This window comes from Bacillus sp. SLBN-46 (assembly GCF_031453555.1).
Classification (GTDB): domain Bacteria; phylum Bacillota; class Bacilli; order Bacillales; family Cytobacillaceae; genus Neobacillus.
Genome location: NZ_JAVIZM010000001.1, coordinates 2,781,461 through 2,794,294 on the forward strand (window position 1 = coordinate 2,781,461; position 12,834 = coordinate 2,794,294).

Annotated in this window: 14 protein-coding genes and 1 pseudogene; 12 read left to right on the top strand and 3 right to left on the bottom strand. The window is 37.4% G+C overall.

The genetic code is table 11. The features are described 5' to 3' along the window. Genes QFZ87_RS14350 through QFZ87_RS14360 form a run of 3 tightly spaced genes read left to right on the top strand, consistent with a single transcriptional unit; the run spans position 1 to position 1,478 of the window. Entirely contained in the window at positions 1–501 is a 501-nt protein-coding gene (locus tag QFZ87_RS14350) for a hypothetical protein (RefSeq protein WP_309862431.1), read from the top strand. Then, positions 495–1,073: a peroxiredoxin family protein gene (locus QFZ87_RS14355; protein WP_396133970.1), complete on the top strand. Its 579-nt coding sequence runs from the start codon at positions 495–497 to the stop codon at positions 1,071–1,073. The genes QFZ87_RS14350 and QFZ87_RS14355 overlap by 7 nt, the downstream gene beginning before the upstream one ends. An 18-nt stretch (positions 1,074–1,091) precedes the next feature. Then, positions 1,092–1,478 (top strand): YidH family protein, encoded by a 387-nt coding sequence (locus QFZ87_RS14360; protein WP_309862437.1) that lies wholly within the window; start codon positions 1,092–1,094, stop codon positions 1,476–1,478. Positions 1,479–1,537: 59 nt separating this feature from the next. Here the strand turns inward: QFZ87_RS14360 and QFZ87_RS14365 are convergent, their stop codons facing one another. Both QFZ87_RS14365 and QFZ87_RS14370 read right to left on the bottom strand, forming a co-directional pair. Beyond that, on the bottom strand, positions 1,538–1,771 hold the full coding sequence (locus tag QFZ87_RS14365) for a hypothetical protein (RefSeq protein ID WP_309862439.1): 234 nt from the start codon (positions 1,769–1,771) through the stop codon (positions 1,538–1,540). A gap of 75 nt (positions 1,772–1,846) precedes the next feature. Next, positions 1,847–3,523: a CoA-disulfide reductase gene (locus QFZ87_RS14370; protein ID WP_309862442.1), complete on the bottom strand. Its 1,677-nt coding sequence runs from the start codon at positions 3,521–3,523 to the stop codon at positions 1,847–1,849. A 171-nt stretch (positions 3,524–3,694) separates the two neighbouring features. On the opposite strand from QFZ87_RS14370, the gene QFZ87_RS14375 reads away from it, so the two are divergent. From QFZ87_RS14375 to QFZ87_RS14390, 4 genes and pseudogenes are all read left to right on the top strand, one after another. Continuing rightward, positions 3,695–4,261: a sulfurtransferase TusA family protein gene (locus tag QFZ87_RS14375; protein WP_309862445.1), complete on the top strand. Its 567-nt coding sequence runs from the start codon at positions 3,695–3,697 to the stop codon at positions 4,259–4,261. A 15-nt stretch (positions 4,262–4,276) separates the two neighbouring features. Continuing rightward, positions 4,277–4,666 (top strand): DsrE/DsrF/DrsH-like family protein, encoded by a 390-nt coding sequence (locus QFZ87_RS14380; protein WP_309862448.1) that lies wholly within the window; start codon positions 4,277–4,279, stop codon positions 4,664–4,666. A gap of 27 nt (positions 4,667–4,693) precedes the next feature. Further along, a pseudogene (locus QFZ87_RS14385) lies at positions 4,694–5,831 on the top strand (MBL fold metallo-hydrolase). A 23-nt stretch (positions 5,832–5,854) separates the two neighbouring features. Further along, positions 5,855–6,238, top strand: coding sequence for a DUF302 domain-containing protein (locus QFZ87_RS14390; protein WP_309862451.1), 384 nt, complete (start codon positions 5,855–5,857; stop codon positions 6,236–6,238). An 83-nt stretch (positions 6,239–6,321) separates the two neighbouring features. On the opposite strand, the gene QFZ87_RS14395 is transcribed toward QFZ87_RS14390, so the two are convergent. Next, a complete protein-coding gene (locus QFZ87_RS14395; RefSeq protein ID WP_309862455.1) occupies positions 6,322–6,621 on the bottom strand; it encodes a hypothetical protein in 300 nt (99 codons plus the stop codon). Between the two features lie 115 nt (positions 6,622–6,736). Here QFZ87_RS14395 and QFZ87_RS14400 point away from each other — a divergent pair, with 115 nt between their 5' ends. The 5 genes from QFZ87_RS14400 (at position 6,737) to hydA (ending at position 12,773) form a co-directional block, all read left to right on the top strand. Further along, positions 6,737–7,420, top strand: coding sequence for an oxidoreductase (locus tag QFZ87_RS14400; protein WP_309862460.1), 684 nt, complete (start codon positions 6,737–6,739; stop codon positions 7,418–7,420). Further along, complete coding sequence (locus QFZ87_RS14405; RefSeq protein ID WP_309862463.1) at positions 7,417–8,235, top strand: uroporphyrinogen-III synthase; 819 nt, start codon at positions 7,417–7,419, stop codon at positions 8,233–8,235. The genes QFZ87_RS14400 and QFZ87_RS14405 overlap by 4 nt, the downstream gene beginning before the upstream one ends. Before the next feature lie 424 nt (positions 8,236–8,659). Beyond that, a complete protein-coding gene (locus QFZ87_RS14410) occupies positions 8,660–10,012 on the top strand; it encodes an NAD(P)-dependent oxidoreductase (protein ID WP_309867880.1) in 1,353 nt (450 codons plus the stop codon). A 32-nt stretch (positions 10,013–10,044) separates the two neighbouring features. Further along, positions 10,045–11,331 (top strand): NAD-dependent dihydropyrimidine dehydrogenase subunit PreA, encoded by a 1,287-nt coding sequence (gene preA / locus QFZ87_RS14415; RefSeq protein ID WP_309862467.1) that lies wholly within the window; start codon positions 10,045–10,047, stop codon positions 11,329–11,331. 23 nt (positions 11,332–11,354) lie between these two features. Further along, positions 11,355–12,773, top strand: a complete 1,419-nt coding sequence (gene hydA, locus QFZ87_RS14420; RefSeq protein WP_309862470.1) for a dihydropyrimidinase — start codon at positions 11,355–11,357, stop codon at positions 12,771–12,773. Positions 12,774–12,834 lie beyond the last annotated feature (61 nt).

The window sequence follows — 12,834 nt, forward strand, 5'->3', positions numbered from 1 at the left end:
ATGAATGTAATCCAAATAGGTTCACTATCCATTATGCTTAAATGGGTATTGCTTGGTTCAGGTATCCTAATAGGGCTAGTGGTAATTAAATGGTGGTTACAGAAAACACAAATGAAAGAAAAGAGTAAAAAAATTTTTGATACGTTAACAAACAGCCTTTTTGTCTTAATTTTAGTTTGGAAGGTCAGTCTCATTTTATTAGAACCAAAGCTTATTTTAAAAAGTCCTATCTCAATCCTTTATTTTACTGGAGGCACTAAGGGGCTAGTAATAGCGACACTCATTTCCCTTATGTATTTTATTTATAAGAATAAGAAAATTAAGATTTCAAGTAGGCTTATTTTACAAACTATTCTTATCTTCAGTTTAACCGTTCTTAGCTGTTATCATTTTACTTTCTTATTTGCCTTAGATGAAAATGATTTATACCATTTACTAGTAGGTACATTCACACTTATCATTCTGTATTTTATTTTAATACCAAAGGAGTGGCGATTTTGAATAAGAAAAATTTAATGATCGTAATTGCATTAATTGGTTTAATTGGATGGGGAATTTATGATACCTCATTATCGTCGTCAAATAAAACAGAAAAAGGTAGTGAGGTGAAGGAAGCTGCAACAACATCAAAGAATCTAGAAATAGGGCTGCAGGAAGGGAATAAGGCACCGAATTTTAGTTTAAAAACCTTGGATGGACAAGAAGTAAAGCTTTCTGATATGGTAGGGAAGAAAGTAATATTAAATTTCTGGGCCACATGGTGTCCACCATGTAAAGCTGAGATGCCGCATATGCAGGAGTTTTATGAGGAACAAAAAAATAATCAAGTAACAATTTTAGCTGTTAATTTAACTACTTCAGAAAAAAGCAGTGATAATATTGGGGCATTCGTGAAAGATTATGGCTTAACTTTCCCAATCGTACTTGATAGCGAAGGACAAGTTGGACAAACATATCAGGCTGTTACTATTCCAACCAGTTATATTATTGATACCAAAGGCGTTATCCGGAAAAAGATTGTAGGTCCTATGGATAAAGAAATGATGACTGAACTATTACAAAGTGTGGATTAAACAAAAAGTAGGGATATAATGAGCAAGGAAGAAGTAAAGGAACAAGAAATTAAGCAGACAGTAGATTCAAAATATATTCAACAGCATCTTGCAAATGAACGGACATATTTAGCATGGATCCGAACAGCTATCGCAATAATTGGTGTTGGCTTTTTAGTAACAAATTTACATTTTAATATGATGTCTAGTCTCTCCCCGATAGGCGATCTTTTAGCAAACTTAATAGGGATCGCCTCTGTAGGACTAGGAATTGTTACTATTTTAATGGCGACAATTGTATATTTGAGAAAGGTTACCACAATTAATCAGCAAACCTTTACAGCTTCCAAAAAATATATCATAACACTTAGTATCTTAATTATTTTTATTACTTTGTTATTTGGAGCCTATTTTTTAATGTTTTAAAGTAATAATTTACATAAAGACAAAAAAAAGCACTTTTGATGTGCTTTTTTTTTTGTAAATTATTTGTTAATCATACAATCTGTATTCGTTTCTTTTTTCATTTTTGCAGCACAGTCCTTATGCATTTCCTTAAGTTGCTTTTCATTTAATTCAGGATGCTTCTCCTGCATAAATGGGAGCATTTCTTTAAAATCACCAACTTTACATGCAATCTGATCACTAGCTGCCATAACACCAGTACCTAACCCAAGTAGCAAAACGGCTGTAAATGCTCCTGTCACTAATTTTTTCATTTTTAATTCCTCCAATGCTATATTACCTACAAGGTTTATTTTATAATAATTTAAGAATATAACTTGGAGTAATTGTTACAATACTGTAGCATTAGTCTTCTTTTTTTGATTAAATACAGATGAATAAGTTTTCCAACCACCATCTACATTTTTGACTTTAAAGCCATTCTCAGTAAGAATTCTTGCTGCTAAATAGCCTCTTAATCCTACCTGACAAGATACATAAATGATTTCATTTTTAGGGAAAGTATGAAGTTTTTCTCTAATTTCACCAAGTGGTACATTGATTGAGCCTTTGATAAATCCATTTTCTCTCTCATTTGGCTCACGAACATCAATGAGTAACCCGCCATTTTTGACAATTTCATCAACTTCATGCCATTGAACTGTTGCAACATCTCCGTCGATAATATTGGAAGCCACATATCCCGCCATATTTACAGGGTCTTTGGCAGAAGAATATGGCGGTGCGTAAGATAGTTCTACTTCGGTTAAATCAAAAACAGTTAGGTTTCCTTTTATTGCAGTTGCAATGACATCAATCCTTTTATCCACACCATCTTTGCCGACAGCTTGTGCACCAAGGATTTTTCCATTACTTGGATCAAACAACAATTTTAAAGCAATAGATTCCGCACCAGGGTAGTAGCTAGCATGACATGCTGGGTGAATATGAATGGCTTGATAGTTTACATTTAACTGCTTTAACCGTTTCTCATTATTACCTGTAGCAGCAACTGTAATATCAAAAACTTTCGCAATGGATGTTCCGAGAGTTCCTTTATATTTTTCAGCTTTCCCATAGATGTTATTGGCAACAATTCGTCCTTGACGGTTAGCAGGCCCTGCAAGTGGAATCATCGCAGCATTGCCGTTAATATAGTCAGTTACTTCAATAGCATCACCAATAGCAAATATATTCTCATCATTTGTTTGTAAGAATTCATTAACCTGAATTCCACCGCGGTCTCCGACATTTAAACCAGCATTAATTGCAAGTTGATTTTCTGGTCTTACACCAATAGATAAAATGGTTAAATCAGAGTTTAATTTAGTACCACTAGTAAGTTCAATTATGCTGCCTTGTTCCTTAAATGCTTTTACACCATCTTCTAAAATCAAGATGACGCCTTTGTTACGTAAATGGTCGTGAACAATTGAAGCCATTTCATAATCAAGTGGAGCCATGACCTGATTTGCCATTTCAACCACTGTTACTTCAATTCCTCGTTCGGCAAGATTTTCTGCCATTTCAAGACCAATAAAACCACCACCAACAACAACTGCTTTTTGAGGGTTTTGTTGGTCAACAGCGTTTTTAATTTTATCTGTATCAGGAATATTCCTTAGTGTAAAGATATTTGTGGAATCCTTTATTCCTTCTATTGGTGGGAATATTGGCTTCGCACCAGGTGAAAGTACCAAGGTATCATAACTTTCTTCGTATACTTCATTTGTTTTTAGATTCTTAACCGTTACGGTTTTTTTGTCTCGATTAATTTCAGCAACCTCACTTAAATTTCGGATATCTAAGTTGAATTTCTTGCTCATTCCTTCCACCGTTTGGACAAGTAACTTTTTCCGATCTTTAATGGTTTCACCAATATAATATGGCAGACCGCAATTGGCAAACGAGATATGTTCTCCACGTTCAAACAGAACGATTGTTGATGATTCATCTAATCTTCTTAAACGTGCTGCAGCAGTTGCTCCTCCAGCTACTCCACCGATAATAACAATTTTTTTAGCCATGGATATTTCCTCCTTTTTATATACCCTTATAGGTATACTAACGTAAATAAAACAGTTCTGCTGTGATAATTATCACAAAATATCTTAATGGCTTAGTGAAATTGGTGGAAATAATAGAAAGGCATTGATTGGAGTTTTTGAAAGATAATATGTACGAAAGGGGTGTAAGCAATGGATGTCAATAAAGTTTTGGATGCAAAGGGTTTAGCTTGTCCAATGCCTATTGTAAAAACTAAAAAAGAAATGACTACATTAGAACCTGGTCAGGTATTAGAAATTCAAGCTACGGATAAAGGGTCTACAGCTGATTTAAAAGCATGGGCAACAAGTACTGGGAACCAATACCTTGGAACAATTGAGGAAGGGGATATCCTTAAACATTACCTTCGAAAAGCCAGTGCTGAAGAGGAAAAAAGTGAGACCACGCATCCAGATGTTGTTTCCTTAGATGATTTGTTAAAGAAGCTTGAAGGAAATGAAAAAGTAACTGTTTTGGATGTTCGAGAGCCAGCTGAGTATGCCTTTGGTCATATACCTGGAGCGATTAATATACCATTAGGTGATTTAGAAAAACGATTTGAGGAATTAAATAAAGAAGATCATCTTCATATAGTTTGCCGCTCTGGTAATCGCAGTGATTTAGCAGCCCAACAACTAGCAGGAAAAGGGTTCGGTAATGTAAAGAATGTTGTCCCAGGTATGAAAGATTGGACTGGACCAATTAATAAAAGCAACTAAATAGGAGGAACGAAAATGAAGGTAGCTATAATCGCAGCAAATGGTGGTATGTTTGATGCATATAAGGTGTTTAATATCGCAACAGCAGCTGCAGCAACAGATGCAGAAGTGTGTATTTTTTTTACTTTTGAAGGGTTAAATCTTATTCACAAAGAAGGATATAAAAATTTACCGATGCCTGCTGGAACTGAACATTTTCAAGAAGGCTTTAAAAAGGCGAATGTTCCACCAGTTCATGAACTGGTTGGAATGGCAACAGAAATGGGTGTCAAGATGATAGCTTGTCAAATGACAATGGATGTTATGAGCTTAGAAAAAGAGCATTTTGTTGAAGGAATAGATGTAGGCGGAGCTGTGACATTCCTAACTTTTGCTAAGGATGCCGATGTCACTCTTACCTTCTAAAAAGAGATTAGAAATGGTGGTGCAGATATGTCAGATCAAGCTGCAGTTAAAACAGTAACAGTAAAAGAATTAACAAAAAAAATACTGAATCATGAAGAAGTCTTTATCCTCGACGCTAGAAATACAGATGACTTTGATGATTGGAAAATTGAGGGGAAGAATGTTCATATCATTAATGCACCATATTTTGATCTACTCGAAGGAGTAGACTCTATCGTAGATAAACTTCCTAAAGGTACTGCTATCTATGTAGTTTGTGCAAAAGGTGGTTCATCTGAATTTGTTGCAGAGCAAATAGCAGAAGCGGGATTCACAAATGGTTTACAGCGTTGAAGGCGGAATGAAGGCCTACAGTGAACATTTAGAACCCATAAAGATAGGAGATTTAAAAAATGGTGGAGCTATATATCAATTTGTGCGAATAGGAAAAGGATGTTTATCTTACTTGGTTGAATCACATGGAACCAGTGCTATGATTGATACAAATAGAATGCTCGAGCCATACGAACAACATATAAATGAACACAATATTAAGCTGACTCATGTCTTGGATACTCATCTCCATGCAGACCATATCTCTGGTGGAAGAAGGCTTGCTGAAAATCATGGAGCAACATACTTTTTACCACCAAAAGATGCGGAAGAAGTAATTTTTGATTTTACACCTATAAATGATGGAGATGAGTACAACATAGGTGAAACCACTATTAAGGCGATATATTCTCCTGGTCATACAATTGGCAGTACATCATTTCTCGTTGATAATCAATACTTATTAACTGGTGATATTTTATTTATTGATTCTATTGGACGTCCTGACTTAGCTGGTAAAGCGGAGGACTGGGTGGGAGATTTACGGAATACTCTATACAATCGTTATAAGGACCTTCCTGATGAACTTTTGGTTTTACCGGCACATTATATGGGTATAAACGAGATGAATGACGATGGAAGTATCTCTAAAAAACTTGGTACCTTATATAAAGAAAATCACGGTTTAAATATTAAAAACGAGACAGAGTTTAGAAAAACAGTGACAGAGAACCTGCCCCCACAGCCTAATTCATATCAAGAGATCCGTGAAACTAATATGGGGAAAATAGCACCTGATGAAGAAAAACAAAGAGAAATGGAAATTGGGCCAAATCGCTGTGCTGTGAGATAGTGGAAAAGGGGGGGAATAGCCATATGTTTCATTATACCGTTGAATCCAATAAATCACTTACTGAAGCAGTTAAGGCTGTGGAGGAAGCTTTAAAAGACGAGAAGTTTGGTGTGCTGTGGAGTTTTAATATACAAGAAAAATTGAAAGAAAAAGGGGTAGACCTTGAAAAGGAATTTATTGTTCTAGAGGTCTGCAATCCTCATGAAGCAAAACGAGTATTGATGGAAAATAATTTAGTGGGTTATTTTCTACCGTGTAAAATCGTTGTTTATAGGGATGAGAACCAAACGAAAATAGGAATGCCTAAGCCGTCTGCATTAATGAGCATGGTGTCAGATGAAAACCTTGGACAAATTGCACTCGATATTGAAAAGAGACTTATATCCTGTCTTGAAAAAGCAAAATAATTAATATGCTATACTCTTGTACTTCATTAATGAAAGAAGCATGACAAACGAATGTTTTGTGAATTTGTCATGCTTTTCCCTTTTTAACTTAAGTCTTGTTCTGAAATAGAAATAGCTGAACCAGTTGATGTATGCTGATTTACCCAGCCAAGGGAGGTTTCAGAAACAGCTGACCAATTAGGAATTTCATTCTGATGCTGCTCCACCCAGTTCATGCAAAACTGCGGGTCAATATTATATTCCATACACTGAGACAAGAAAGATTGAATGGTTTCCACATTACAATTTTCCCAAGAGCCACATGTATAACTCCAGACATTCTCCATTTTTGCTTGGATGGAAACATGGTTAATAAAATCACTGAAGTGCTCTTCATTTCCCACTTACATTCCTCCTTTTATGTAGTTTCCACTTCATAAAGTATGTCCAAAGAATCGTAAAAAAGCCGTTGGAATTTGTTAAAAGAAATGGGAGAATGATGATGAAGGGGGAGTTAAAGTGAATAATCGAGGAAAAACAGCATTGGTCTTAGGCGGAAGTGGGCTCGTAGGGAAAGTATTAGTAGAAACCTTAATTGAACAAAATACATATGAAAAAATAGTGTTGTTAATTCGAAGACCTATTGAAATTATCAATCCTGTTTGTGAACCGCACGTGGTTAATTTCGATCATTTGGAAAACGAAGAAGAGTTATTTCAAGTTTCTAATGTATTTTGCTGTTTAGGAACCACTATTAAAAAAGCAAAAACAAAGGAAGCCTTTCGTAAGGTGGATTATGACTATCCAGTTGAAGCAGCGAAATTAGCTAGTAAGCAAGGGGTTGAAAAATTTCTTATAGTAACCGCGATGGGTGCTAACTCAAAATCACTCTTTTTTTACAATAAAGTAAAGGGGGACGTCGAGGAAGCGCTAAAAAAGATGGACTTACCTTCTCTTCATATTTTTCGTCCATCCTTGTTGTTAGGTGATAGGGGGGAATTCCGTTTGGGAGAAAAAATAGCAGAAAAAGTAAGTAGTTTATTTAACAACCTAATGGTTGGACCATTAAGGAAATATAGTGCAGTAGAAGCGCAAAAAGTAGCAATTGCCATGGCAGAAGTAGCTGCAATAGAAAATATGGGGATACATATATATCGTTCCGATGAAATTCAACAAATCGCAAAAAGGACAAAATTACGATGAAGAAGGCATTAGCTGGTAAGCGAATTGTCATCGGTAGTTCGCGAAAACTTGAAGAATTACAGACATTAATTGAAAAACAAGGTGGAGTTCCTCTTGTACGCTCCCTACAGGGAACAGTATTTTTAGCTGAGAAGCAAGTAGAGCCTGATTTAGTTGAATTTATTAAAAACGGTGCAGATTGGGTTGTTTTTACAACAGGCATAGGTCTTGAAACAATGGTCAAGATCGCTGAAAAGCTGGGATATAAAGATGACTTTCTATCAATTGTACGTGGGGCAAAGGTTGCTTCAAGAGGGTATAAAACACTTGCAGCACTTAAAAAGATGGAGATTGTCCCAGAGGATATCGATGAAGACGGAACGACAACGGGATTAATACGTGCTTTACAAAACTTTGATTTTTCCGGTAAGAAAGTCATGGTCCAGTTACATGGTGAAACAGCACCGGGTTTATCTCACTTTCTAGAGGAGCGCGGTGCTTTTGTACAAAAAATTCTTCCTTATCAACACATTGCCCCAGAGACGGAGACTGTTCAAAAATTATGTCAAGAATTACAAAACAACGATTGCCACGCAGTATGTTTTACCACGGCTACCCAAGTACGTTCCCTTTTTGATTATGCGAGAGTGAATAATCTTCATAATGAGATCTCTGAGGCCTTTTGTCATCATGTATTAGCCGTTGCTGTTGGAAAAGTTACTTTAGAAGCGCTGAAAGAGGAAGGGATTGAAAGGGTCCTTGTCCCAGAGCATGAAAGAATGGGAGCTATGATCATCCAGCTTGCTAAATATTATCAAAATGAAATAACCAATTAAGCATACCTTTCTCAAGGTATGCTTTTTCACTTGTAAAATGATGTCGAGAAAAAACCATGTAAGAAAAATTGACAATTCGATTTATTTTTACATTTTTTTTAGTATGCTTATGTTAAATTGAAAAAGTATTCAGAAAATGTACAAGAAGTTATCTGCACCACTTTTTACATAATGGATAATCAAATGCATGCACCATTTAACAAAATGTAAGGTGCAATGCCTATTTCAGGTCTGTAAAATAAGATTAAGATGCAGAATTTTCTGCAAAATACACACGTAAGGAGAAGGAGGCTGGTGATATTCCAAAATCCATTACAAAAGAACAATGTTTTTAAAGCGCTTTCATTTTTAATTTTTCATGTTAAATGTAATTGGAAATGAATTTTACATGTTAAAGGAGGACTTCTCTTTGCCAAACGAAAAAATGCAGCGTATATCCTTTTCCGATCTTGAAAAGAATTTTCTAGAGGTGGAACAAGGTCTAACAAACAATGAAGCGGTTGAAGAATCCAATCGATGCCTCTATTGCTATGACGCCCCATGTATTAAAGCCTGTCCGACAGGGATTGATATTCCAACCTTTATTAAAAAAATTGCCTCAGGAAACTTACTAGGCTCAGCAAAAACCATTATGTCCTCAAATCCAGTAGGTGCAAGTTGTTCAAGAGTTTGTCCCACAGAAGAACTTTGTGAAGGAGCTTGTGTCCTAAATCATTCAACAAAACCAATAATGATTGGCAATCTGCAAAGGTATGCGACAGATTGGGCTATTAGAAATGAACAGACACTTTTCCAGCCAGGTGATTCAAATGGTCATACAGTAGCTGTCATTGGTGGTGGACCTGCTGGATTATCAGCGGCTAGAGAGTTAGCTAGATTAGGATATGACGTGACCATATTTGAAGCGGCAGACAAAGCGGGTGGATTAAACACATACGGTATCGTTTCCTTTCGCTTACCGCAAACGATTTCCTTCTGGGAAGTAGAACAAGTAGAAAAATTAAATGTAAAAATAAAAACCAACACAATGGTGGGAAAAGATATCTCCGTTGAAGAAATCACGGAAAACTTTGATTTTGTTATTTTAGCAGTTGGTATGGCTCATGTACCGAACCTTGGTATTGACGGTGAGAATTTAAATGGTGTCTATGATGCTATTGAATTTGTCAAGGCTACTAAAAGTGGTCAATTATCCAAGGAATTTGTCGGCAAACGAGTGGTCGTTATCGGTGCTGGAAATACAGCTATCGACGGTGCAACATGCTCCGTTCGTTTAGGGGCTGAAAACGTAAAAATCCTATACCGAAGAACGGAAGATGAAATGACAGCTTATGATTTTGAGTATGAATTCGCTAAGCAAGATGGTGTCGAGTTCCGATGGTTAACCGCACCGAAAAGGCTCATTGGTGATGAAGCTGGGAATGTAAAGGGAATTGAGTGTATCAAGATGAGGCTTGGTGAACCAGAAAAGGATGGGCGACGTAGACCAGTTGAAATTGAAGGGTCTGAACACATCTTACCGGTTGATGCAGTAGTGAAAGCAATCGGGCAAACAAGACATCTGGAGCTGATTAATAAATTTGGCCTTCAGCACGAAGGCGGGGTTGTAAAAGTAAATCAGGAAACATTCCAAACCTCCAATCCGAAAATATTCGCCTGTGGTGATGTTGTATTTGGTAAAGGAAAAGGGGACGCAATGGTCGTAACCGCAGCCCAACAAGGGAAGAATGTTGCTTATGCTATTCACAAGCAATTTTCAGTTGTTGGATCTGCATAGTACTTATTTGAATGCAAAGGAGAGAAATTACGATGGCCGATTTACGTATTAATCTTGCAGGGATAAAATCTCCTAATCCATTTTGGCTGGCGTCAGCACCTCCTACCAATTCGGGTTATCAGGTACAGAGAGCATTTGAAGCTGGATGGGGAGGAGCGGTTTGGAAAACATTAGGAGATCCTATTTTGAATGTTTCTTCTAGATTTGCTGCTGTTAGTTTTAACGGACAAAGGGTTGCTGGCTTCAATAACATAGAGTTGATTACCGACAGACCATTGGAAGTGAACTTAAAAGAAATCTATGAAACTAAAAAGCGATTCCCAAATCATGCAATTATTGCTTCGTTAATGGTGGAACCAAAACAAGAGAAATGGCATGAAATTGTTAAGCGTGTGGAAGATGTAGGGGTCGACGGACTTGAATTAAATTTTGGTTGTCCACACGGAATGGCAGAGCGGGGTATGGGAGCGGCCTCTGGGCAGGTACCTGCTTTAGTAGAGCGTCAAACCTATTGGGTGAAAGAAGTGGCTAAAACACCTGTAATAGTCAAATTAACACCAAATATTACCGATATTACGGCTACTGCTGAAGCTGCATGTAATGGCGGTGCGGATGCCATTAGTATGATTAACACCATTAATAGTTTGATGGGAGTGGACCTTGATTCCTGGAATACTATTCCACATGTGGCAGGAAAGGGAGCACATGGGGGTTATTGTGGACCTGCAGTTAAACCAATTGCTTTAAATATGGTAGCAGAATGTGCACGAAACCCGCATATTAATGTACCTATTTCTGGTATTGGCGGAATTTCCAACTGGAAGGACACAGTAGAATTTCTGTTAATGGGTGCAACTGGTGTTCAGGTATGTACGGCAGCAATGCATCATGGCTTCCGCATTGTCGAGGACATGATTGAAGGACTTAATAATTATTTAGATAGTAAAGGAATTGCCTCGGTAACCGATATTATTGGAAAATCTGTACCAAGATATTCTGACTGGGGTAACCTAGACCTTAACTACAATATTGTTGCAAAAATTAATACAGAAGTTTGTATTAATTGTAATAAGTGCCATATCGCTTGTGAAGATACCTCTCACCAGTGTATTGATATGCTGAAAGACGAAAATGGAAAAAGCTACTTGAAGGTTAGGGAAGAAGATTGCGTGGGCTGTAATCTATGTTCGATTGTATGTCCTGTAGATGGGGCTATCGATATGGTAGAGGCAGCAAGAGAAATGCCTCCAATGACTTGGAATGATCGTCAAGCTGTATTGAATGGTGCACTTGAATGTAAAGCAGACGTAGCTAAATAAAAATAGATTAGGAGGGAAAAGTGATGAAGAAAATTATAAAAAACGGAACAATTGTCACAGCAACAGATACGTATCATGCAGAGGTCTTAATTGAAGATGGGAAAATAACACAAATTGGTACCAATCTCTCTTCTATCGGAGCGGAAGTTATTGATGCGAAAGGCTGTCTTGTTTTTCCAGGGGGTATTGATCCACATACTCACTTAGATATGCCATTTGGCGGAACTGTCACAAAGGATGATTTCGAATCCGGAACAATTGCTGCTGCTTTTGGGGGGACGACTACGGTAATTGATTTCTGCTTAACGAATAAAGGGGAACCTCTGAAAAATGCGATTCAAACCTGGCATAATAAATCAAGGGAAAAAGCAGTAATCGATTATGGGTTCCATTTAATGATTTCAGAAATCAACGAGGAAGTCCTAAATGAACTTCCACAGGTAATTAGTGAGGAAGGAATTACATCATTTAAAGTATTTATGGCTTATAAAAATGTGTTTCAGGCCGATGATGAAACACTATTCCGAACACTTGTGACCGCGAAGGAACATGGCGGCTTAGTTATGGTACATGCAGAAAACGGAGATGTTATTGATTATTTAACTAAGAAAGCTCTCGAGGAAGGAAAAACTGAACCGATTTATCATGCACTAACAAGACCACCTGAACTTGAAGGAGAAGCCACAGGCCGTGCAGCCAAGCTAACGGGACTAGCAAACTCGCAATTATACGTAGTCCATGTATCTTGCGCAGATGCCGTTGAAAAAATTGCAGAAGCACGCAGTAAAGGGTTTGATGTATGGGGGGAAACGTGCCCACAATATTTAGTTCTTGATCAAAGCTATTTAGAAAAACCTAATTTTGAGGGAGCAAAATATGTTTGGTCGCCGCCACTTAGAGAAAAGTGGAATCAGGAAGTTTTATGGAACGCCCTGAAGAGCGGACAACTTCAGACACTGGGTTCTGATCAGTGTTCATTCGATTTTAAAGGACAAAAGGATTTAGGTAGGGATGATTTCACCAAAATCCCGAATGGCGGCCCAATTATTGAGGACCGTATATCCATATTATTTTCTGAGGGGGTGAAGAAAGGGCGAATTAGTCTGAACCAGTTTGTTGATATTACTTCAACACGTATTGCCAAGCTCTTCGGATTATTCCCAAAGAAAGGGACTATTGCCATTGGTGCTGATGCAGACCTCGTTATTTTTGACCCGAATGTTGAAAGAGTAATATCTGCAGAAACCCATCATATGGCCGTTGATTATAATGCCTTTGAAGGAATGAAGGTTACAGGTGAGCCTGTTTCTGTTTTAGTACGCGGGGAGTATGTTGTTCGCGACAAACAGTTTGTTGGTAAACCAGGATCTGGTCAATATTTAAAGAGAGCAAAATATAATTTGAATACTACGCTAAACCAAGGTGAAACCCTATCAATCTAACAACTATTACAGCTCAAGTCTCCATCAATAGTTGCACTACACTCCGGCAATTGCTCAGTTT